At 67.8% G+C, this 22,054-nt stretch carries 15 protein-coding genes and 2 pseudogenes; 11 read left to right on the forward strand and 6 right to left on the reverse strand.

Translation table 11 applies throughout. The annotated features are described in order from the left end of the window. The first annotated feature begins 108 nt into the window (after window positions 1-108). Window positions 109-1,782: a glycoside hydrolase family 13 protein gene (locus tag ACIP6N_RS12750; RefSeq protein ID WP_401815252.1), complete on the forward strand. Its 1,674-nt coding sequence runs from the start codon at window positions 109-111 to the stop codon at window positions 1,780-1,782. Between the two features lie 148 nt (window positions 1,783-1,930). Here the strand turns inward: ACIP6N_RS12750 and ACIP6N_RS12755 are convergent, their stop codons facing one another. Then, window positions 1,931-4,609, reverse strand: coding sequence for a glutaminase domain-containing protein (locus ACIP6N_RS12755; protein ID WP_401815091.1), 2,679 nt, complete (start codon window positions 4,607-4,609; stop codon window positions 1,931-1,933). 293 nt (window positions 4,610-4,902) lie between these two features. Between ACIP6N_RS12755 and ACIP6N_RS12760 the strand changes: the two genes are divergently transcribed. Next, on the forward strand, window positions 4,903-6,378 hold the full coding sequence (locus ACIP6N_RS12760; RefSeq protein WP_401815092.1) for a glycoside hydrolase family 76 protein: 1,476 nt from the start codon (window positions 4,903-4,905) through the stop codon (window positions 6,376-6,378). 303 nt (window positions 6,379-6,681) lie between these two features. Then, on the forward strand, window positions 6,682-7,515 hold the full coding sequence (locus tag ACIP6N_RS12765; RefSeq protein WP_401815093.1) for a class I SAM-dependent methyltransferase: 834 nt from the start codon (window positions 6,682-6,684) through the stop codon (window positions 7,513-7,515). Between the two features lie 169 nt (window positions 7,516-7,684). Here ACIP6N_RS12765 and ACIP6N_RS12770 read toward each other — a convergent pair whose 3' ends face one another. Beyond that, on the reverse strand, window positions 7,685-8,218 hold the full coding sequence (locus ACIP6N_RS12770) for an EF-hand domain-containing protein (protein ID WP_401815094.1): 534 nt from the start codon (window positions 8,216-8,218) through the stop codon (window positions 7,685-7,687). Window positions 8,219-8,836: 618 nt separating this feature from the next. On the opposite strand from ACIP6N_RS12770, the gene ACIP6N_RS12775 reads away from it, so the two are divergent. The 4 genes from ACIP6N_RS12775 (at window position 8,837) to ACIP6N_RS12790 (ending at window position 14,244) form a co-directional block, all read left to right on the forward strand. Continuing rightward, window positions 8,837-10,072, forward strand: a complete 1,236-nt coding sequence (locus ACIP6N_RS12775; RefSeq protein WP_401815096.1) for a multiprotein-bridging factor 1 family protein — start codon at window positions 8,837-8,839, stop codon at window positions 10,070-10,072. Between the two features lie 136 nt (window positions 10,073-10,208). Continuing rightward, complete coding sequence (locus ACIP6N_RS12780) at window positions 10,209-10,991, forward strand: toll/interleukin-1 receptor domain-containing protein (protein ID WP_401815098.1); 783 nt, start codon at window positions 10,209-10,211, stop codon at window positions 10,989-10,991. A 266-nt stretch (window positions 10,992-11,257) separates the two neighbouring features. Next, on the forward strand, window positions 11,258-12,940 hold the full coding sequence (locus tag ACIP6N_RS12785) for a hypothetical protein (RefSeq protein ID WP_401815099.1): 1,683 nt from the start codon (window positions 11,258-11,260) through the stop codon (window positions 12,938-12,940). Window positions 12,941-12,951: 11 nt separating this feature from the next. Beyond that, complete coding sequence (locus tag ACIP6N_RS12790) at window positions 12,952-14,244, forward strand: hypothetical protein (RefSeq protein ID WP_401815100.1); 1,293 nt, start codon at window positions 12,952-12,954, stop codon at window positions 14,242-14,244. 17 nt (window positions 14,245-14,261) lie between these two features. Here ACIP6N_RS12790 and ACIP6N_RS12795 read toward each other — a convergent pair whose 3' ends face one another. Beyond that, window positions 14,262-15,398 (reverse strand): hypothetical protein, encoded by a 1,137-nt coding sequence (locus ACIP6N_RS12795; protein ID WP_401815101.1) that lies wholly within the window; start codon window positions 15,396-15,398, stop codon window positions 14,262-14,264. 185 nt (window positions 15,399-15,583) lie between these two features. Between ACIP6N_RS12795 and ACIP6N_RS12800 the strand changes: the two genes are divergently transcribed. Continuing rightward, on the forward strand, window positions 15,584-16,435 hold the full coding sequence (locus ACIP6N_RS12800) for an alpha/beta fold hydrolase (RefSeq protein WP_401815102.1): 852 nt from the start codon (window positions 15,584-15,586) through the stop codon (window positions 16,433-16,435). Between the two features lie 57 nt (window positions 16,436-16,492). After that, window positions 16,493-16,939 (forward strand): hypothetical protein, encoded by a 447-nt coding sequence (locus ACIP6N_RS12805; RefSeq protein ID WP_401815104.1) that lies wholly within the window; start codon window positions 16,493-16,495, stop codon window positions 16,937-16,939. Between the two features lie 147 nt (window positions 16,940-17,086). Here ACIP6N_RS12805 and ACIP6N_RS12810 read toward each other — a convergent pair whose 3' ends face one another. Beyond that, window positions 17,087-18,220 (reverse strand): hypothetical protein, encoded by a 1,134-nt coding sequence (locus ACIP6N_RS12810; RefSeq protein ID WP_401815105.1) that lies wholly within the window; start codon window positions 18,218-18,220, stop codon window positions 17,087-17,089. A gap of 320 nt (window positions 18,221-18,540) precedes the next feature. Next, window positions 18,541-19,560: an LLM class flavin-dependent oxidoreductase gene (locus ACIP6N_RS12815; RefSeq protein ID WP_401815106.1), complete on the reverse strand. Its 1,020-nt coding sequence runs from the start codon at window positions 19,558-19,560 to the stop codon at window positions 18,541-18,543. Window positions 19,561-19,839: 279 nt separating this feature from the next. On the opposite strand from ACIP6N_RS12815, the pseudogene ACIP6N_RS12820 reads away from it, so the two are divergent. After that, a pseudogene (locus ACIP6N_RS12820) lies at window positions 19,840-19,998 on the forward strand (Uma2 family endonuclease); the annotation flags it as partial. Window positions 19,999-20,074: 76 nt separating this feature from the next. Here the strand turns inward: ACIP6N_RS12820 and ACIP6N_RS12825 are convergent. Continuing rightward, window positions 20,075-20,273, reverse strand: a pseudogene (locus tag ACIP6N_RS12825) (6-pyruvoyl trahydropterin synthase family protein); the annotation flags it as partial. Window positions 20,274-20,390: 117 nt separating this feature from the next. On the opposite strand from ACIP6N_RS12825, the gene ACIP6N_RS12830 reads away from it, so the two are divergent. Continuing rightward, complete coding sequence (locus tag ACIP6N_RS12830; RefSeq protein ID WP_401815107.1) at window positions 20,391-21,797, forward strand: SUKH-3 domain-containing protein; 1,407 nt, start codon at window positions 20,391-20,393, stop codon at window positions 21,795-21,797. Window positions 21,798-22,054: the final 257 nt, after the last annotated feature.

Raw genomic sequence — 22,054 nt, forward strand, 5'->3', positions numbered from 1 at the left:
CCACGTCCCAGCATCAGGTCCCACGCACCACGTCCACGCCCCCGGCATCACGTCCCACAGAACGTCCCTCACGACCACGCACAAGAGGTAGCAGTGACAGAGCAGTACGTGTTCCAGGAAACCGACGGCCTCGGCAACGGCGCGAGCACCGGCGAAGGCAGCGACTGGTGGCGGGAGTCGGTCGTCTACCAGGTGTACGTTCCGAGCTTCGCCGACGGCGACGGCGACGGGATGGGCGACCTGCGCGGGATCACCGCCAGGCTCGGCCACATCGCGGACCTCGGCGCCGACGCCATCTGGCTCACGCCCTTCTACCGTTCGCCGCTCGCGGACGGCGGTTACGACGTGGCCGACTACCGGGACGTCGATCCGCGCCACGGCACGCTGGACGACTTCCGCGCGCTGCTCGACCGGGCTCGTACGCTGGGCCTGCGGACGATCGTGGACATCGTGCCGAACCACTGCTCCGACCAACACCCCTGGTTCATCGAGGCCTTGGCGTCCGAGCCCGGCTCGGCCGCACGCGAGCGGTTCCTCTTCCGGGACGGCAGGGGACCCGACGGCAGCCTGCCGCCCTCGGACTGGCAGTCGAAGTTCGGCGGCGCGGCCTGGACGCGCGTGCCCGACGGGCAGTGGTACATGCACATCTTCGCGGCCGAGCAGCCCGACCTGAACTGGGAACACCCGGACGTCGCCGCCGACTTCGAGCGCACGCTGCGCTTCTGGCTGGACCTCGGGGTGGACGGGTTCCGGATCGACGTGGCCCACGGGCTGCGCAAGGACCTCAGCCTGCCGCTGCGCGACACGAACGGCGCCGACACCGCGCCCCTCAACGCCCCTCCCAGCGGCGACAATCACCCGTTCTGGGACCGTGACGAGGTCCACGAGGTCTACCGCGCCTGGCGGAAGATCACCGACTCGTACGCACCGCCGCGGATCATGGTCGCCGAGGCGGGAGTCAGCGCCGACCGGCTGCCGCTGTACACCCGGCCCGACGAACTGCACCAGGCGTTCAACTTCTTCCACCTGCGCTGTCCCTGGAACGCCGCTTCGTTCCGGCAGGTCATCGACACGTCCCTGGCCGGCGCCGCGTCCACCGGCTCGCTGCCGACCTGGGTGCTGTCCAACCACGACGTCGTACGCCACCGCAGCCGCTACGCCCTGCCCGACGGCACGGACCTCCCCGCCTGGCTGCGGACCGACGGCCGTAGCCCCGCCACCGACGAGGACCTCGGCCGCGCCCGCACCCGGGCCGCGGCGCTGTTCACGCTCGCGCTGCCGGGCACGACGTACCTCTACCAGGGCGAGGAACTGGGCCTGCCCGAGGTGGCCGACCTGGCCGCCGACGCCCTGCGCGACCCGATGTGGGAGCGCACCGGCCACACCGTCAAGGGCCGCGACGGCTGCCGCGTACCGCTGCCCTGGACCACGGGCGGAACGTCGTACGGCTTCGGTGCGGGCGGCAGTTGGCTGCCGCAGCCGGACGGCTGGGGCGACCGCTCGGTCGAGGCACAGACCGGCCGCCCGGATTCCTTCCTGGAGCTGTACCGCGCGGCCCTCACCCTGCGCCGGTCCTTCCTGGGCGACGAGACCTTCACCTGGCTCCCGTCGGCCGAGGGCGAACTCGCGTTCCGCAAGGGCGCGGGGCTCGAATGCCGGGTGAACCTCTCGGCAGAGCCCGTGCCGCTGCCCGCCGGGGCGAAGCTCCTCCTGTCGAGTGACGCGCTCCCGGGGAACCTGCTGCCGCCGGACACGGCGGTATGGCTGGAGGCCAGGCCCTGAGCCGAGCGCACCGGGGCGGTAACGGGCGGCGCGGGCCGAAGGCCCCGATCGGTGCGTGATCGGGGCCTTCGGCATGGCAGTTCGGGTTCGGGCCGGACGAGCGGCGGTCCGGCGCGCGGCTCGGAGGAGCGGCACCTCGGCGCACGGCTCAGACGAGCTGCCAGAGGTGGTCCGGGCTCCCGTTGTCGGTCCACTGGGTGACCTGCGCGCCGTCCGCGAGCGACTGCTGGTCGACGGCCAGCACCTTGCCGCTGTGCACGTTGACGATCTTCGACCATCCGCCACCGGCGTCGACGATCCGCCACAGGTGATCGGGCGTTCCGTTGTCCCGGTACTGCTGCGCGTGCGCGCCGTCGTCGCCGCTCTGATCGTGCACGGCGAGGCACTTGCCGCTGTTGCGGTTGACGATGCGTACGGTGTCGTCCCCGGCGCCGGCGCCGACCAGCGTCCAGAGATGGTCGTCGGTGCCGTTGTCCGCCCACTGCGTCACCTCGGCGGAGTCCGCCAGGGACATCCCCGACACCGCGAGCACCTTGCCGGACTTCTGGTTCCGGATGCGCCGCCACTGCGTGGTCGAGGCGGCCGGTTTCACCGCGAGCGCGAACACGCCGCCGATCACCGGCCGTGCGGCGAAGCCCTGTTGGTTGGCGTTGGCGACCACGTACCAGTCGGTGAACGGCACCCGCTGCGGGGTGGTGTTCGCGAAACTGTAGACGCCTTCGACGAGGCCGTTGCGTACGGCCGGCTGATCGGCGAGCCAGGCGGCGGTCCAGATCTCCCAGTCACCCTTGGTGTAGTTGTTCCTGGGGTCCAACAGCACGCCGTGGGAACCTGTGTTGGCCGCGTACCAGGCACCCTCCAGCGCCGCCACACCGGTGGGCACGAGGTCAAGCCCCAGCAGCCGGTCGGCGAAGCCGTTGTACTTCAGGCTCCACGTACCGTCCTGGTCATAGGCGAGCTTGAGGTGGCTGCCGGAGGAGTCCTCGGCGAGGACGACCCACTGGCTGGCGTACGAGCGGGACGTGGACCGGTAGTGATCGGCGTCGGCGGTGTTGCCGGCCGCCTGGGAGATCACGCCCATCGCGCCGATGCCGATGATGCCCTTGAGCGCGAGGTTGGCGCTGTGCGCGATGAAGCCGGTGAAGTCGTCGGTCTGGTTCTGGAACCCGGGGTCCAGCGCGTTCCCCACCAGGTACTCGGCCCACTGCCGCAGGATCGGGTAGTGCGCGGTGGCGTACGAAGCGGCGTCGGCGGCGGGCAGCCGCTGGACGAGCGCGGCCACCATGATGAGCATGTTGGCCGACTCCTCGACCTCCATGTCCTCTTCGTTGCCGTCGTTGTGGCCGGCCGCGTTGGGATAGTGGGTGCCGAGGTCGTGCTCGGCGAACTCCTTGGGCCAGCCGCCGTGTTCGGCGTAGTGCAGCAGGGGCTCGAGCAGCAGTCGCAGGTAGTCCGGGCTCAGCTGGAGGTACGCGGGGAACGCCGGGTAGATGACGTCCACGGTGGACATGTTGCCGTTCGAGGAGATCTCCTTGAGGAACGCCCAGGGGGAGCCGTCCCGGTCCACCAACTCCGTTCCGCCGAACGCCTGTCGGAGCGCCAGCGCGCAGATCCCCGCGTAGTGCTCACCGGTCGTGCCGCCGCCCGCTGCCTGCACCGCGTCGTCGTGCACCCGCTTGTCCAGGGCGGTCGCGGCGGTCAGGGCGGCGTCGTAGTCGGCTCCCACCCAGTCGGCCATCTCGGGCCAGGAGCCCCAGTTCTTCGTCCACCAGGGGTTGAGCGGTGTGCCGAGGTAACTCACCGCCGGGGTGCGGACGTGTCCGATGGTGACGGTGAACGGCGCGGACGTGGCGCCGGGCGCGACCGTACCGAGGTCCTTGTTCAGGCCGAGCACCGGCCAGCGGTCGTTGATGGCGCGCGGCTGCGCGGTGTCGGAGGTGTTGTTCAGCGCGCCCTGGGACGACGAGGCCGTACGGACGACCGTGTCCTCGCCGATCTGCCAGGTCAGTCCGGTGCTGGTGGGTGCGGCGACCACCAGCGTTCCCCAGGTGGCCAGTTCGTTGTTCTCGGCCAGCTCCGCGGGTCTCGCCGGAGCGCAGGAGAGCACGGTCATGGACCCGGTCCGCTGCTGCGACCAGCCGATCTGAGTGGTGACATCGCCGTGCGCCCACTCGCCGGAGGTGTCGAAGTGCAGATCCACACTGTGCCGGCCGCCGTCGGCGGACGCCGCCGTGACGGTGACGTACCCGAACGGAACAGACTGCCGCCGCAGGTCTCCCGGGTCCACCGGCGACAGGAAGGTCACGGTCAGTGTGACGCCTCCGCCGGTCAGCGTGTAGATGGACCGGGTGGCCGTGACCTCCAGGGACGTCTGCGTCATGGTCGCGAGGGCGGGCGCACCGGTGCCGGAGAGCCGCGGGTCACCGGCGAAGACGTACGGGGTGCCGTCGATCCGGGCGATCCCGCACAGTGCGGTGGTGTGTCCGTTCCAGAAGCTCGCCCAGGTGCCGGTGAGGGTGTCGGACGCCTGCCACGTCGTGAGGTACGGCGAGCGGACGATCAGCGGCGTGGCCGGCGGACGCAGCGGGGTGAACGTCCCGTCGATCAGCGGCGCGGACGCCACAGGTCCTGCCGCGGGCGCTGAACTCCGCGACGCGGCAAGGGCGGTTGCCTGCGGCAGCCACATGGCGGCGGCGGTCCCCGCTGCGATGCCACCGGCCCGGCGCAGCAGCCCGCGCCGGGAGAGCGAGGGCGGCGGGAGCGGCGAGCGCGGTGCCGGGACGGACGGTACGGAATGACTTTCGGGATCGTGCTCCTCGGGGAACATCAACTGGGTCCTTCCTGGGAGGAGAAGACGGCGCCCCGCACCACGGGAGTGTGGCCCGCGCGACCTTTGTACCGCCGGGATACAACGTTGTAAATACTGCTGCCGAGCCAGGCGCGAGATGCCGTTGAAACACGAAGTGGGTTCCAGCGGACGTTATTTGGCGCCACGTCTATGAATGGAAGGCGCCGTATTGACATGTCCCCCGCAAGGCGTTTGCCTTGCTCCGGCCGGAGGTCCCTCCGTGTGCACACCGATCCGGGCAGGCCGTGGTCGCACGGCCGGATGGGAAAGCCGTGTCCCTACGCCGTGGCAGACCAGCTCTGCTGACAGCCGTCTCGTGCCTGTTCCTCGCTCTCCTCCAGCCGTCGGCGTGGGCCTCATCGCCCCCTGAAAAGGCGCCCGTTGCGGCTTCGGCCATCTGCAACGCGCTCTGCGACGCCAGCGACCCACAGTCGGCGCCGCAGGACCGGGTCCCGGTCAGTGCGACGATCTACGGCCGCACCCTCCAGCTGCACGTCGACGACACCGACGCCACGGGATGGGCCTCCATCGGCAACGGCTCTCCGGGAGACGAGGTCTGGCTGGACCGTTCGTTCGACGGCGGCAAGACCTGGTCGGACGGCAGTCGACTGGGAGCCACGGTGACACCCTCCGGCAACTCGGGCTGGCGCACCCTGATGTACAACGTCGACGACTGGAACACCAACGGCGTCGGCGCCCTGCGCGCCTGCGGCAAGGCCGGCGACCGCGACGAGATCGCGTGCACCGGCTGGGCCCGCTCCAACTGGAACGCGGGCAGCCGCAGTACGGCCGCGGCGACCGGGCTGATGATGCTGTACGACCGCGACACGGGGCTCTTCGAGAAGAACGGCTGGTGGACCTCGGCCAACGCGCTGACCGCCGTCATCGACAACATCCGCGTGAGCGGGATGCCCAGTTACACGTACGCGATCTCCAACACGTACGAGAAGAACCTCGGCGCCCAGGGCCAGAACTTCACCAACGACTATCTGGACGACACGGGTTGGTGGGGCCTGGCCTGGGTGGCCGCGTACGACCTGACCGGCGACAGCCGCTACCTCAGCACCGCGCGCACCGACGCGGACCACATGTACGCCAACTGGACTTCCCAGTGCGGCGGCGGCGTGCTGTGGAACGAGAACATGACGTACAAGAACGCCATCACCAACGAACTCTTCCTCCAGCTCAACGCGGCCCTGCACAACCGCATCGGCGGGGACACCGTCTACCTGGGGCGCGCGCAGGACGAGTGGAACTGGTTCCGCAACAGCGGCATGATCAACGGCGGCCACATGATCAACGACGGCCTGACCGACGCCTGCGCCAACAACGGCCAGACGACCTGGACGTACAACCAGGGCGTGATCCTGGGCGCCCTCGCCGAGCTGTACCGCGCGACCGGCGACACCACCCTGCAGGACACCGCCCGCACCCTCGCGGACGCCTCGACCACCTCCCCGGACCTGCACACCGCCGGCATCCTCCACGAACCGGGCGAGGGAGACGGCTGCGACGGCGACGGCCCGTCGTTCAAGGGCGCGTACGTACGCGGACTGGGATCGCTGAACGCCCAGTTGAGCAACCACCCGTACAACGCCTACCTGACCAAACAGGCGGACGCCGCCTACAACAACGACCGCGACGCCCTGGACATGTACGGCCCGCACTGGAACGGCCCCCAAATCACCCCCGCCAAGGGCCACGGCTGCCAGCACAGCGCCCTGGACCTGCTGAACGCGGCGCCGTAGGGGACGCGTTCCGGCGAGGCCGGCTTTTCACATCGGCTGTGCTGCGCGGACGGTCTCGTCGGCGCAGCACTGCTCGACCTGTTGGCAAGGCGGCGTCCGTGGCCACCGATTGGCCATATTGCGCCAATTCCCCATGAAGCGTGAGGGGCGTTCGCCCGTGGCTGCCATCGTGGCACCGGTCCCCGCCGGTGTCGTGGTGGGTGGCCCGTGCGTGGCTTTTGTGCGCCGGCGAGTCGGATCGTCTGTGGCACGTGTGCGTCGCGCCGTTGTCCCGCCGTCCGGTTGTGCAGAGGAGACCGCACTGTGAACGCATACATACCCCAGGTGGATCAGCGGCCGGGGGAGCGAGGCGGGTGGACGCGGGAGCGTTACGGGCAAGGCGGGTTCAGCCACGCGATCGACAGTGAGCAGCGGCGGCTCGGGCTCATGCAGTCGGCGCTGGACAGGCATACCCGCGCGCGTTTCGAGGCGCTGGGGCTGAAGTCCGGGGACCGGGTGCTCGAAGTCGGGGGCGGCGGTGGATCGGTGGCGCGGTGGCTGGCCGGGCAGGGTGCCCGGGTGACCGTGACGGACCTGGACACCACGTTCCTCGAAGACCTGACGGACCTCGGTGTACGCGTGCTGCGGCACGACGTGTGCACCGATGACTTTCCGCCCGGCTCGTTCGACTTCATCCACACCCGGTATGTGCTCGTCCATCTGCCCGATCAGGAGGCGGCGTTGGCCCGGCTGGTCGAGTGGCTGAGCCCGGGTGGGGTGCTGCTGGTGGAGGAACCCTCGGCCTCCTCGATCGTCGACTCGCCGCACGAGGCGTACCGCACCATCGCGCGCGCCTTCTGCACGCACCTCCGGCAGACGCTCGGCACGGACACCCGGTGGGCGCGCACGCTGCCGGTGCCGCTGGAGAGGGCCGGCCTCCTCGACGTCGCGCTCGATGCCCGGCTCCCGGTCTTCAACGGCGGCGATGACGAGGCGGAGTGGTGGCGGCTGAATCTGGAGCAGTCGCGGAAGGCCATGGTGGCCGCCGGGCTCGTGGAGGACGCCGACTTCGAAGCCGCCTACCGGGAGTTGGCGTCTCCTGACTTCCACGATCTCTCGCTCGCGGTCTTCACGGCCTGGGGCCGACGGGCGGGCTGACGAGCGCCTGTCGTGGCGGGATTCGGGGCAGGAACGGTAGGGCGCCGAGCCGCGGGTACGGGGCGGTACGGCGCCGAGCCGCGGGTACGGGCGGTACGGCGGCGCGCTGCCCGGACGGTACGCGGCGAGCCGCGGTACGGGGCTGAACCCCCGTACCGCTGACCGTTGTTCAGGCTGCCGGGACTTCGACCAGGTAGTCGCCGGGGATGCCCGCCTTGTCGGGGCCGTAGTACTCCTTGATGGCCTCGGCCCAGGTCGCCCGCCTGATGTGGTCCGTGTCCGAGGGTTCGAGGGCGTCGAAGAGGGCGTGGATGTTGGCGTGCCGGAAGCCGACGGCCGTCATGATCGCGTCGAAGACGGGCCGCGAGACGAAACCGTCGCCGTCCAGGTCGCCCAGGGCGGAGATGGATTCGGCGAACTCGGTCAGGGCGCCTTCGAAGCGCTCGGGGCAGAGCACGCAGGCGTTGTACTCGGCGAGGCTGATTCTGCCGTCACGGTTGGTGTCCAGCTCACGGACCAGAGCCGCCCAGTAGCCGCGGAACCCGGCCAGCATCGCGCTCTTCGCCGCGTCCTCGGCCTGGGGTACCGCCTGGTTGACGCGCTTCGCCATGAGTTCGAAGTCGTCGGGGTCGAGGTATCCGTTGTTGTTGGCGTCGAAGAGGTTGAACACGAGCGTGGACCGGTTGAGTGCTTCCGTACGCATGCTTCTCGCCTTTCGTCAGGCCATGACTGGCGTGGTTCTGCGTCGTCCGTCGTCACCGCTGTCGCTGGTGCCAACTGGTAGCCGCTGAACGCGTTTTCACTATGAAAGGCAGTGGTGAGCGCGTCCGGCAGGATCGTGGGCAGTCATCAGAAAGAGTGAACGCCTTCTCTTTGTCGACTGGGTTCGTGCTTGGGCGGTGATGGTGAAGTCAACCGCGACGCGTGGTTCTCCAGGCCCGGTCGCGCAGTTGAAACGGGGACAAGCTGCCCCGCGTTGACTTGAGTGTGAAGGGCCCGAGTACCCGCGCGTTCGCGAAGGCGAGATTCGGCCGATGTCGGCATGCCTTTCTGAGGGACCTCCCTACGTGCCGAGATCTGCCGAAGGCGCTGTCCTTCGAAAGTGCTGGACACGAGGGCTCGTTGAGGGCAGCCGGAGGCGTGTGATCGTTTTCGGAACTGGCGTGCGCTGCGCTGTAGTTGATGGAGAGGAAACGGGAAACCCTCTTCGGGTTGTCTTGAGGTGGGTGACGCCATGCCAGAATAATTCTCGCGGGCCTGAGAACGCTCAGGTCGCTGATCCTGCTGTCTCAGCAGCGAAAGATCCCGGGAGTGCATTCGTATGAACACGCACTTAGATTTTGGTTCGGAGCTCCGTCGGCTACGTCAAGATGCCGGGCTTTCTCTCACCGAGTTCGCCGCAATGGTGAATTACAGTAAGAGTCACCTCAGCAAGATCGAACGCAGTATGAAGCGAACCCCGCCCGCCTTGGCACGGCGGTGTGATGCGCTGCTGGGGGCGGAAGGCCGTCTACAGCGTCTGGTGGATTCCGACGCGGTGGCTGAGGACGGAGAGAGAGACCGAGGGGCGGTGGGCCGGCGGAAGGTGGTCACCGTGGGGGCCACTTCCTTGATCAGTTTCTCGTTGGGTGCGAATCAGCAGGTGGTCCGCTCGGAGAAGCCGGCACCTTCCACGGATCTCCTCCGCGTACAGTTCGACCACTTGCGGCTGTTGGGACAAAGCACTGATCCGGTCGTTCTGTTACCTGTGCTGCGGTCACAGACGCGCCTCGTCGTTGATCTTGCCGGCGCTGCGGGTCCCGGAACACGGGAACGACTGCTCGCATTGGGCGCGCGCTTCGCCGAATACACTGGGTGGATCGCCCAGGAGGCGGGTGACAACCTGGCTGCCCTCAATTGGACGGCCGACGCCGTACAACTGGCGGAGGCGGGCGGAGATCCGCATCTCGCCTCCTATGCGCTCGTCCGTCGCGCGCTGGTGACTTTTTACGACTCCAACGCCGGGCAGACTGTCGGCCTCGCGGTCCAGGCGCAACGAGATTCGTTGCCGCCCAGAATCCGGGGCCTCGCAGCACAGCGCGAGGCGCAGGGCCACGCCCTGGCGGGTGATGAACGGGCTTGCTTGAGCTGTCTTGACCGCGCCAGGGAATTGCTCGACTGCGACGACGCCTTGTCCGGAGCGGAGCCGCCAATCGGCACGACCAGCTTGGCCGACCCTGCAGCCATGGTGACCGGTTGGTGCCTGTACGACCTGGGGCGCCCGCAGGAGGCCGCAGAGGTATTGGACCGTGAATACCTCCGTATCGCGCCTCAGGCACTGCGGGCCCGCACAAGGTATGGCTTGCGAAGGGCGTTGGCCCATGCGGCAGCAGGAGAGATCGAGTACTCCTGCGAGATCGCCGGAGAGCTTCTCGGCATCCTGTCCATCGTGGACTCGGCCACAGTGAGGTCCGACGTCTCTCGCCTTGCCCGGGAGCTGTCGCGCTTCAGAGCCAACAAAGCTGTGAGGGATTTGCAGCCTGTCCTGGCTCGTGCTCTCAGGCCCGTACAACTTTGAATTATCACGTGTCCGGCCGGACGGCTCAGGAGCCGACTGTGACGCGACGAGTCGCGGATAGGGGCGTTTCAGATCCGATCCAGATCATGTCAAGCCATGTCAGTGATTTCGTATTCCCGAAAGAGGAAGGCACTCAATGCACGACATCTTCGTCAACTACCGTACGGGCGATGAGGAAGGCACCGCCGCGCTGATCGAACGCGACCTTTCCGCGCGCTTCGGCAGCGATCGTGTCTTCCGTGCCAGTAAATCGATCGCGCCGGGCCACCGCTTTCCGCAGGAGTTGATCACCGCTGTCCGTCGATGCCGGGTTCTGCTTGTCGTCATCGGGCCACGCTGGACCGAGGCTCGATCGGCCGACGGCGGACTGGCGCTCGAGGACCCCGAGGACTGGACCTGTCGCGAAATTCTGGAGGCGTTCGAGAGTGGAGCGCTGGTCATTCCGGTGCTGGTTGGCAGGAAGACCCGGCTTGCAACGGCAGACCTTCCCCCAGCCCTGGGAGAACTGGCGGACTGCCAGTACCGCCGACTCGATCACCGAAACGATGAAGCTGACCTTGCCGGACTGGCAGCCGTCCTCTTGGAGCTTCTGCCCGACCTCGGCCCTGTCCGGAGCAGACAGCAGGCCGACCAGGAAGAGACCGACCGCGCCCAGGAAGCTCGGGGCGCCGGCATTTCAATCCGTGACGTCAGACACCGGCAGCGAAGCGGAATCGGCAACCTCGCCGGAGGGATCTCGGGCACCTTCATTGGCGAGTCACGGGGGCCGGTGCACACGGGTGATGGAAACCAGTACAACGGCAACGGCCCACAGTTCTCCGGGGACGGCATGGGTGTCGCGTTCGTAGCGGGAGACAACTCCGGGACCGTACGCCAGGAGTCACATGGTGAGCGTGGTTGCGTGAACGAGGGCCGGTGAGCAGCGGAGGAACCCGGTTCGCCGAGTCGCATGGCCCTGTGTCGAGCGGTGACGGGTCCCAGTACAACACCTGGGTCAGTTTTTCCGAGCGGCTGATCAGGACCGGGGCGCCCCGGCTGTCCGTGGTGCGTGAGCACAGGCTTCAACTCAGTCGAAGGTTTGTATCACCTGGGAACTACCGCAGCGCCGCCGATCGGCTGGCCGAGCCAGGGTCGGTTGTTCTGCTTGCGGGGCCGCCTGGCAGCGGCCGCCGGACTGCGGGGACCATGCTGTTGCACCAACTTGCCAGCTTCGAAGGCAGATTTGAGGAGCTCTCAGCAGAGCGGAACGACGACGAACTCGACGCGGGGCCCGCCGACCGGTTTCTGTTCGACCTCTCCGCCTTGGTGGACGACGGCTTCATCGCCGCTCAGCGCGCGGTGGCTCTGTACAGGGCCAAAATCGAGGAGTGCGGAGGCCGGCTGGTCGTTGTGCTACCAGCCGGCTTGGACCACCTGCTCGACGCGGATCTAGCACCGCTCGTTGTGAATCTCGTGCGCCCGCGCGGAGAGGTGGTCTTCCGTAAGTATCTCAAGGCCATGGGCATCAGTTTCCAGCCGGATCAGCTCACCAGCCCCGAACTGGAACAGCTTTTCGCTCAGGCCCCGATGCGGGACCTGGCGCGTCTGTCCGAAATGGTTCGCCGAGCCCGGGACAGTCGACACTGCGGCAACAGCCTCTCTTCCTGGTGCGATGCGGCGGTCAGCGCTGTCACCAACTGGTCCGATGCCGTGGCCCGACAGGTGGCGGCGCACCGCAGCGTCCAGGAGAGAGCGCTGCTGCTGACCGCCGCCATGTTCAGCGGGGCTTCCGCCGACGCGGTGTTCCTCGGCACGGACCGTCTGCTGGAGAAACTTGACCACCAAGACGATGAAACGCCGCAGCTCGCCCGGGCCGACCTCGGAGAGCAACTGAAGGCTCTCAAGATTGATAGGGCTCCCGATGCCAGGGTGGGTTTCGAGCAGCTCGCCTACGACGGAGCGGTACGCACGCACTTCTGGGCCAACTTCCCGCATTTGCGCGACGCCCTGCGGGACTGGGTCGGACACTCGATGAGTCTGGCCGAGCTGACCAGCGAGGACAGGATGAATCTGGTCGCCCGGTTCGCTGAGCAATCGCTCGCCGTCGGTCGCCCCCATGATCTGTGTTCGCTCACAGAGCAGTGGACGAGACCGTCGGCCCGCGGAACGATGAGGGCGGAAGCTGCGGCGGCCCTGGAATACGGGCTCAGCCACGAACGCTACGGAGGCGCGTTCCGTACGCAGATCTACGAATGGGTGACCAGCTCCCGACTGGCGCCGGATCTCGTCAGCGTGATCACTGGTGTCTGCCTCCAGGTCATGGCCGCGACGCATGCTGATCAGGCCCTCGTCAGACTGCACCACCTTGCGCTTCGCCACGGCGGGGAAAATATCGAAGGACCGGGTTCGGCGCTTCTCGAACTGGCGAAAAGCAACCGCAGAATGTACCAGCGGTTCGTTCGTCGTTTGATTGCGCGGCCCGACACTTCGAGATCGGCCGCCGGATCGGCGCTGCTTCTTGGAATCGTCGATCCTGACGGGCTGCGAATCATGCCAGCATGGCCAGCCCTCTCCCTTGCCTGGTCCGTGGTCATGGCCGAATGCCCGCCAGCCGAATGGGAGCCACAGGTACATCACTGGCTGTCCGCCGTGGCGGGCGCCGCTCGCTGGGACCCCGTATTGAACGTCCTGCTGGTCGCTACCTCGGGCCGTAGAGACCTACTGAGCCGTCTCTACGTCATTACCGGCGACTGGGTTCGAGTATCTGTGCAGGACCGAGCGATCCGGGAAGCAACGGCTGCCCGTTTCTGGCACAAGATTGATGCCATTCAGGGGGCCGGCAGCATGGCCGTGTTTCATATCGAAGAGAATTCTGGAGGCATCACGTGAAAATCAGAAGCATGGCTCCCGTAGTCCTTCTCTGCATTGTCAGTGGTGTGGGACTCGTTATTTTGGGGACGGCGCTGGGATGGCCCCTCTGGGTGTGGCTCCTCATCCCCACGGTTGCTGTCGGCATCCTCCTTTTGGTGACGATCAGATCGGAACAAGAGCCGAAAGTCGATGCTTGGTCTGCGGAAACTCCAGCGTTTGTTCCCGAATCGCCGGTTGATGCCCCCTATCAGGAAACGCGCCTGCAAAACGTATCGCTCCCAAGCTCCATGACGGATTATAATTTTTTATTTTCCGCAACGGTTTGGTGGCGTCCCGAGTGGGAGGTCGGCTCCCGCTCATTCCCCACTGACTTGACAGGGAAGGCGCATGACTGGGTTCTGAGCCGAGCGCGGACGGTCACGGCCCAGGAACACCCAGGCCGCTGTGACCTCGTTCAGCACCGGTTGAACGGCGCACTCGGTGTCGCTATGCGGGATGACTCCGGCTTCGTAACGGCCCTGGCGACCCACGTCACGATCACCGTGCCCGAGGCGGACAGGGAGCACCTCGAAAAGCTCACCGCGTTGAGCAAGTGGGAGGACGTCTGGGAGAGGCAGTGTCATCACGAGCGGCGTAAACGTGCGTACATCGGCGACGACGTACTCAAGAGTCCGGGCAGCGCGGTGGTGTGGTGGATGGCTCGCCATGATGAAAAGATCACAGAAGCCGTTGACATGATCGGTCCGTTGGCTCAGTTGTCGGCTGCTGCCAATGACATGGAAGTGCCCGAGCCGTTCCAGCCCTTCGTTGCGCAAGCATTCGCCGGCTATGTGCCGGATCTTTCGGAATGCGATTCGGTCGAACAGGCCGATCTGATGGAAGAAGCCCGAAGCCTCCCTATTCCCGAACCGAGGGTAGCTGAGCAGGACGGTATTGTGGATTCCATCGTCCAGTTGCTGAAGGAGCTGGGGTTCACTGAAGGGTCGGACGATTGGAAAGTCTACGTGCATCGTATCGCGGGCTCGACGGAGGCGGCAGGCCACCAGGCTGCCGCAGATCGTATTCGCCGGGATCTCCTCGGTGAGTCTCCTTCCGGTGGAGAGAAGGTTGTAAGTCAGCCTCGACCTAATCCCGAACCGGGCGCTGCAGATACGGGATTCCACGTTGGTAAGGACCCGGATACCGGCCGGGAGAATCCAATGAGTGAAGCAAGGCAGAGGGCGTATCCAGGGTGGTCTGGTTCGGCTTGGGCTGTCCCCCCTGCAGTTGCGGAGCCGAACGTGAACGAGCCGGAATCTGACACCGAGACGTCGGTTGGTTGACATCCGGATGTGAGTGGTCAGTGGCGCGGACGGCCCGGGTTCTGTGCGGCCCACCGCAGCAGGGCCGCCGCGGCCTGCCGTATGCCGCTGTGGCCGAAGCGGTCCGTCAGGGACTGTGCTCTGCCCGGGAAGAGGCCTAGTTCGGCGGTGGACTTGGCGAGGCGTCCCACCAGCCGCTCACGCAGGGGCCGTTGGGTGGATAGCTCGCGTACCGCGCGGTTGACCGCTTCCATGGCGGTCGGGAGCGGTGCGCTGTAGTCGACCGGCCGGCCGAGGTCCGTCCAGTCCACGTGCGCGTCGCAGTAGCCGTGTTCACGGAGCAGGCGGGCCTGGGCGTACTGGCTGTCATTGGTGGACGGCAGCCAAAGGGTGGGGACACCGGTGGTCGCGGCGTCGTAGATGTTGCCCAGGCCGGGGGTCATGCAGGCGTATGCCGCGTTGCTCATCAGGTCGAGCACGGTGCCGTGGTCGTGGGTGCCGACGGCCGGATCGCCGAGCGCCGCGGCGATGCTCCGGCTCGCAGTGACGACGACGGAGCGGCCGACGGGCTGGGCGGCGCGGACGGCCGCCGCCATCAGGCGCGCGTACGCGGCGGCCTCGGACGGCTGCCAGAAGGGGCTGTGCAGACCGCCCAGGTTGACCAGGACGTGCTTACCCGGCCGCCATACGCGCGGCGGCGGGATGATCGGGGGCACGATCACGCTGTTTCTCCGGAGCGCCGGATCCGCGGCGATCCTTTCCCGGACTCCGAAGAAGTCCTGCGCGATGTACAGCGCCGCGTCGCGAGCCACTGCCGGGATGGCGGACCAGAACCACGTCAGCGCGTCGTAGACCGCCACGCTCAGGCCGGCGCGCTGCGCCCGATCGCCCGCCTCGAAGTCCATCGCCGTGACGAACAGGTCGTATTGCGGGGAGAGTTGAGTCAGCAGCGTCTGCTGTTCCGACTCCGACAGGCCTGTTGTGTCATGGACGGCGTGGTACGGCGGCCCGCACTGGAGGTCGAGGGTGTGGCCGCCGCCGACGTAGCCCAACGTGCCGCAGAAGGGCGCCAGTTCCGCGGCGAGGATCGCGCTCGCCGCCGAGGGCCCGAAGCCGAAGGGCTCAGCGTTGAGGAGGAGTCGGGGTCTGGTGGTGTCGGCGGTGTCGTCCGCCATATCGGCTACCCCCGGGAGGAAGGGCTGGTTCGGTCGGCCGGATCGGTCGGCCGGCAGTTCTCGGCCGATGGCATGGGCTTACGGCGCACGTTAACCTGAAATGGTAACCCTGAGTGCGTATATGGTGACTTTGAGGTGGTGGGTCGTGCTGGGAGTCGGGAAAGTCGTGCTGGGAGGCGGGAAAGATGTCGGAGGCGCCCGAGATCGGCACGCTGGCAGTGCCCGGCGCGACGCTGCGCTACGAAGTGCGCGGCGCGGGACCGTCCCTCCTGCTCATCGGGGGCGGGAATTCCGGCGCGGCCGTCTTCGAACGGCTCGCCGCCGTCCTCGCGGCCACTCACCGCGTCGTCTCCTACGACCCGCGCGGAATCTCCCGTAGCCCGCTCGACGGACGGCCCGTCGACCAGTCCATCGAGGTGCACGCGGACGACGCGTACCGCCTGCTCTGCCGGGTGACCCCACCCGGCGAGGCGGCTTCGGTTTTCGGTGGCTGCTCCGGCGGATCGGTCGCGCTTCAACTCGCCATCCGTCAGCCGGAGATGGTCGGGGCACTGGTCGTGCACGAGCTGCCCGCGTTCGGGCTGCTGCCGGACGCCGAGGCCGCGGAGCATCTGGCGTTCATCGACGCCGTGTACGACACGTTCCGGCGCGAGGGGATCCCGGCGGCCATGGAGCGGCTCAGCGCGCTCTTCGGCGGTCGTCCCGCGCCGGTGCTGCCGGAAGCGCGGGACAACACGGCCTTCTTCCTCGCGCACGTGCTGCGGCCGTTCACCCGCTTCGTGCCCGGCCTCGCGGCGCTCGACGCGATGGCGGAACGCACCGTGGTGGCGGGCGGCCGGGACTCACGTACGCAGCTCGTGCACCGCCCGGCCGTCGCTCTCGCCGAGCGCTTCCGGCAGGAGCTGGTGGAGTTCCCGGGCGGTCACGTCGGCTACGCGAAGTGGCCCGACGACTTCGGCCGGCTGCTCCGCGAGGTGCTGGCGGCGCTGCCCGGGGGCGGTCCGGGCGGTGCCGACGCCGCTGGCCCCGTACGGTAGGAGTACCGGCAGCGTGGTGGTTGGCGGCGCTGCCGAGTCATGTGGAAGGTTCGTACGATGGCTTCGGAACGCGACGACAGAGCTCCACGCAACGACACATCGCCCGCGGTGACAGAGGCGGAGGTGGCCCTCCGGTCCGCCGGCGCGCGGAACGCCACGTTCCACCAGCAGTCGGTCGGGCGCGGGCGCTGGTTCGCCGACTGGTCGGGCACGCTGGCCGATTCCGACGTCTACATCGCGATCACGGGCAAGGGCCGGACCCCGCGGAAGGTACGTCTGCTGCTCGACGACTGGATCTTCGACGACGTGGCCGCCGGCCATCTCGGCGGGATGCTCTCGGAGATCTTCTCCGGCGGGGCGACGATCAGGACGACGCGCGCCTTCCTGATCGTCCCCGTCCAGTCCCTGAAGGTGTCCGTGGGACGCTCCCGCTACTCCGCCGCGCGAAAGCTGCCGCCGGACGGCGAACTGTCGCCTTGGGAACGGGCGCTGGCGGACGGATAGGCCAGCTGCCCGGCAGGGGATCGTGCGCGCGCCCGACGGGATCGTGCGCGCGCCCGACCCACCGCCCCGACCGCCGGAAGCGGCCGGGGCTGCCGTCGGGCCGTCCGGCTGAGGAGGCGGCTGCCGGAGCGTCCGGCCAGGGACGGATCAGTGGGTGCCGGGGGTCATGGGGAGCGGGGCGGAATGCTCGATCAGGCCGTTGATCGTCCATTCGCCGTTCTTCGTCATCGGTGTGCTGTACTCGCCGACGGCCCAGAAGGCACCCGTATCGCCGGCCGGCTCCAGATCGTAGAAGCCGTAGTCCGGCCGCTCGACAGCGCCGTCGGGTGCCCAGGCTCCCGGCTCCTTGGACCAGGTGGCACCGTCGTAGTGCCAGAAGAACGGACTGGACTCAGCGAGTTCGGTCTTGTCCTGGCCGGCGATCCACAGGCCGCCGCGGCCGTCGGAGCTGATCGCGTTGACGTAGAGATCGGCGAGTGACCCGGTGATGTCTTTCCATGCGCTGCCGTTCCAGTGCACGACACTCGGGATGGGCGGGTCGGCGTGCGGGCCTTCGGCCCACCCGGCCACGTAGACGCTGTCCGGGGCCTCCACGGCGATCTTCGCCGTATCCGTACCGGCGCGCACCGGAGGCTGCTCCATCAGGGTCCACGTCGTGCCGTCCCAGTGGTAGGTCACCGGGTGGCCGCCGTCCACCGGGTACTGCATGCCGGTCGCGTAGGCGTCGTCCGCGGACAGGGCGTCGATGTCCCGGATGTGCACGAGGTTGGGCAGAGGGAAGGTCTGCCATGCGCCGTCGGCGTATGTATAGAGCTCCTTGCCGCCCTTGAAGAGGCGCCCGGGGACGGCCTTGATCGGGACCTCCGGCCAGCCGTCGTCGGAGGGGCCGACGGTGGGAACGACGGACCAGCGCACGCCGTCGTAGTGCACGAGAACCTGATCTCTCACCAGTGTGCCGTAAGCCCACACCTCGTCGGCGGAGACGGCGCTCACCGAAGACCATTGCCACACGTCAGGAAGCCCCGGCGTGGTGTCTTCCCGCCAACTCTTGCCGTCCCAGCGCATGATGACGCCATGCTGGGCATCCCTTCCGACGGCCCAGGCCAGATCGTCGCTGACGGAGGAGACCGACATCAGGGACTCGGCAGCGCTGTCACCGGAGAGCGAGACCGTCCAACTGGACGCCGTGCCTGCGGCGTCGGCGCCGCCCGCAGTGATCAGCAGGGTGGCGGCCAGAGCGAGTGAGGTGGTGGCGGTACGTAGCAAGTGCCTTGTGCGCATGGAGAAGTGGGTCCTTTACGGTGGGCCTCCATCCGTTGGTGACGTTCGCGGACGCACGAACTGACGGGAGGACCGGGGGAGATCTGGACGATGGCCAGACTCCCGGCAGGGCCGGATGGTTGTACGAAGGGCCGACCCGCCCTGACGCGTGGTGCGAGGTATGAACCACCCGATGGGGGAGACGGGTTGAGGAAACGGGTCGATGAGTCCGCGTTGCCCGGCCATGGCCCGCACGGCCCGTCGTCAGGAAAAAACCGCCTGCTCAAGCGGAACGCTGCCACCGCTGCGTGCTCAGGCGGAAGGCTGCCACCGCTGCATGCTCAGGCGGAAGGCCGCCACCCCAGCGCCGGGCCGAGCTTGGTGGCGATGTCGGTGAGGATCTGTACGTAGTCGTCGTGGTCGAAGCTGAACGGCAGTGCGAACGCGACCTCGTCGATCTCCCTGAAAGCGGCCTGGGCGTAGAGCCGTTCGGCGATCTCGGCGGAGCTGCCCACGATGTCGGGCGCGAACATCAGGCGGGCCGGACCCTGTGGCGTGCTCGTGCGCGGCAGCCGCTTCTGCGCGTACGCCTCGTACTTGGCGCGCTGTTCCGGCGAGGCGCTGTCGGTCGGGATGACGACGAGTCCCTGCGAGACGCGGGCGCGGTCGCCGTCGGGGTGGTGGGCGCGGAAGGCCCGGACGTGCGAGAGCTGGATCCCGTCGAAGTCCTCCGACTCCTCGGCCTTCACGACGCTGCTGGTCAGGAAGTTCACGCCCTGCTCACCGGCCCATTGCGCCGACCGCAGGCTCGCGCCGCCGTACCACATGCGGCTCGCCAGTCCAGGCGCGTGGGGCTGGACGCGGTCGGAGAACTCCTCGAAGCCTTCCGTGCCGCTGAAGTCGCTGGCCGTCTCACCGCGCACGAACGCCAGGAGCCGGCGTACGCGCTCGTAGCTGAAGTCCTCGGCCTCGGAGGTGTCCGGGTACAGCGCGTGCCGCACCCGGTCGTACTGCATCGGCGGACCGACGCTGACCCCCGGATTCAGGCGGCCGCCGGACAGGATGTCGACGGTGGCCAGGTCCTCGGCCAGCCGCAGCGGGTTCTCCCAGCCCAGCGGGATGACCGCGGTACCCAGCTGGATGCGGCTGGTGCGCTGGGAGGCGGCTGCCAGCACGGCGACGGGAGAGGAGATGCCGTACTGCAGATGCCGGTGCCGCACCCACGCGCTGTCGAAGCCGAGCTGTTCGCCCAACTCGATGATGGAGAGCGTCGTTTCGTGGCCCCGGCGCGGATCGGCTTCGTCGAACAGCCCGATGGTCAGGAAACCCAGGCTGCGCAGCGGCTCAGAGATTGGTGGCACAGGCTCCTCCATCGTCCACGGACGCTCTGACGTACACCAGTACTGTCCCGATTGTCGCAGGCGGCTGGGGCGCGCACCTCTTGGCGTCGGGCTCGTTTCGCGGGTCGGGGCGGCACGCCAGGTGGACGAGCGGATACGTGCGCGGTGGGTGACACGGAAGACCGAAGTGCGTCTGCGGACGGTCGTCGCCGAGTCCCGCTCGTCGCCAGGGCCGGACGGGGGCCGGACAGTACGCTGATCTCAGCAGCGTCATGCCCGTCGACCAGTGGAAGGTACGGCATGAGCGCCGAGATGGTGGTGCCCGCGTGGATGCATGCTCCGGTCACGGCTGAGGAGTACGCCTCCTGGTCCGAGGAGCAGTGCGCAGGTATCGAGATCGTGGACGGGATGGTTGTCGTGAGCCCCAGTGCGTCCAAGCGCCACAATCGCCTGGCTCGGAGATCGACCTCGGCGGGGTGTGAGGCACCTCGTCGATCGTCGCCCTCGAACGAAAGCGGATCCCGCGGTGTGCGCGTCAGCGCGGTAGGCCCGGTTGTCCGCCCGGGCCGGTGGAATCCCGCTCCCGGTAGATCGCCCGCGTTTTCGGTGTCTCCGAGACCCAGACCCGCCATGAGCTCCGGGTAGGTCTCGACCCACTCGCTGTACACCCACAGTGCCAGGTGCTCCGCCGACGGAGAGATGTCCATGACGTCGTTGAGATGCCGGTGATCCACGATGTGTCACCGCGAGAGGGCAACCTGGGGTTACGCCACGCATCACACACCCGAGCCCGGTTGCCGCTCACGCCCAGATACGGTTGATATGGAGGGCGACAGGGGAGCTGACTGGGTATGAGAGATGAAACGCGGCAACGCTGGTCTGCGGAGACAGAGCGAGGACTGGGCGCATCGGGGTGGTTCCCGGGCCGGTCGGTCTCCGCTGAGTCCCTCGACGCGTGGCTGGTTGACCAGCGAGGACGCGGCGGCCTTGAGATGCATGAGGCGGCTCGCCGTTTCCTGGCCGAGTTCGGGGATCTGACGCTTGAAATCGGCGCTGCGCGCGTGCGGTTCGTGCCTGTGGCGGCGGGTTGGGATGCCAAGGTCTTCGACGTACCGGGCGATGCGTCTCCGTCGTACCTCTATCCGCTCGGCGGCAGCGGCCAGGGGGACGCCATCGGGATGGCGCGGGACGGGGCGGTCTACATGGGGCGGGGTGACAGCGTCCATCTGGTCGCGGGTTCTGCGGACGAGGCGCTGGAGCGGCTTGTCGGGAACGGGGCCGAGGGCGCGGGAATAACGGGTTCGCGGCCCGAAATCCGTACGCGGTGGTCCGCGTTGACTTATCGGGTCATGCGCTATGCGGCGTGGACCCCCGACCGGCGGCTGACGAAGTCACTTTGGGAGGACGCCCTGCGTGAGCGTGGCGGGTTTGAGATGCATGAGGCCGCAAGGCAGTTCCTGGCGGAGTTCGGTGGTCTGCGGACCGATGAGTGGACGCCCGGCCCGATCATGCCGCAATCACCGTTTCGCTTCGACCCCCTGCTCGCCGCGCAGGACCTCCGGGCCTTCGCCCGATTCAGTGAGCAGGTGGGCACCGCGCTCTACCCGATCGGTCAGGTCGACGGAGGAGCCAGCTGCATGGGTATGGCCGAGGACGGTGCGGTCTACGTCGGGCGCCTGGGCGAAGACGGTGGGACCGAGCGGCTGGCGGATTCCGGTTACGGGGCGGTGGAGGCGCTTGTCATGGATCGGCATACGGAGGCTCCGTTGCCGTTCGTAGTGGACGGAGACCACCTCGTACTGCCGCACGATCCTGAGCACGACCTGAGTGAGGAGATCGGGACGCGGTGGTCGGCGGAGACGGACCGCGTGCTGCGTCTGGCGGGCTGGTTCCCCGGCCGCCGCGTCGCGACCGAGGAATGGGAGCGCGGCCTGCGCGCGGAGGACGAAGGCTTCGTGATCCATGAGGCCGCTCGCCGCTTCCTCGCGGAGTTCGGCGGTCTGGAGATCAAGCAGCAGGGTGCGGGCCGTTCGCCGTTCCGGTTGGATCCGCTGGTGGCGAAGTGGGACTACGAGATCATCGAAGATCTTGCAGAGCAGGCTGGGACCGACCTCTACCCGCTCGGCGATACCAGGGGCGGGGTCTTCTATCTGTGCATGGACGTGAAGGGCTCGGTGTACCGAGGTTTGGATTACGTCCAGCTGCTGGGGGAGAGCGGTGACGGGGCGCTGGACATACTTATCAGCGGGGCCCGGTAGCTGTCGGGGGCGGAGGCGATGATGAGCGCACGTGCTGTCCGGAGCCGAAGCTGCACCGTGAGATCGCTGTCCGTGCCTGATGGCCGATCACGCTCGCGCCCACTGATCGGCGATGACCGGGCAACGGGCTGGGACGATCGCCGACCGGCTTCGCTCGGCAGGAAACGCAGGTCGGTGCACTTGACGGTCGTGCGTGCGCGCCGCATTTCCCCGGCGTGGGGTGTCACTCCCCACACGTCGTCGCTCCACACGCCCAT

The organism is Streptomyces sp. NPDC088725, from assembly GCF_044751305.1.
Lineage (GTDB): Bacteria > Actinomycetota > Actinomycetes > Streptomycetales > Streptomycetaceae > Streptomyces.

Bases quoted from the DNA above. Each gene is read 5' to 3' on its own strand.
- ACIP6N_RS12755 (WP_401815091.1), bottom strand. From the start codon at position 4,609: ATGTTCCCCGAGGAGCACGATCCCGAAAGTCATTCCGTACCGTCCGTC.
- ACIP6N_RS12770 (WP_401815094.1), bottom strand. From the start codon at position 8,218: ATGCGTACGGAAGCACTCAACCGGTCCACGCTCGTGTTCAACCTCTTC.
- ACIP6N_RS12775 (WP_401815096.1), top strand. From the start codon at position 8,837: ATGAACACGCACTTAGATTTTGGTTCGGAGCTCCGTCGGCTACGTCAA.
- ACIP6N_RS12780 (WP_401815098.1), top strand. From the start codon at position 10,209: ATGCACGACATCTTCGTCAACTACCGTACGGGCGATGAGGAAGGCACC.
- ACIP6N_RS12785 (WP_401815099.1), top strand. From the start codon at position 11,258: ATGCTGTTGCACCAACTTGCCAGCTTCGAAGGCAGATTTGAGGAGCTC.
- ACIP6N_RS12790 (WP_401815100.1), top strand. From the start codon at position 12,952: ATGGCTCCCGTAGTCCTTCTCTGCATTGTCAGTGGTGTGGGACTCGTT.
- ACIP6N_RS12795 (WP_401815101.1), bottom strand. From the start codon at position 15,398: ATGGCGGACGACACCGCCGACACCACCAGACCCCGACTCCTCCTCAAC.
- ACIP6N_RS12800 (WP_401815102.1), top strand. From the start codon at position 15,584: ATGTCGGAGGCGCCCGAGATCGGCACGCTGGCAGTGCCCGGCGCGACG.
- ACIP6N_RS12805 (WP_401815104.1), top strand. From the start codon at position 16,493: ATGGCTTCGGAACGCGACGACAGAGCTCCACGCAACGACACATCGCCC.
- ACIP6N_RS12810 (WP_401815105.1), bottom strand. From the start codon at position 18,220: ATGCGCACAAGGCACTTGCTACGTACCGCCACCACCTCACTCGCTCTG.
- ACIP6N_RS12830 (WP_401815107.1), top strand. From the start codon at position 20,391: ATGAGAGATGAAACGCGGCAACGCTGGTCTGCGGAGACAGAGCGAGGA.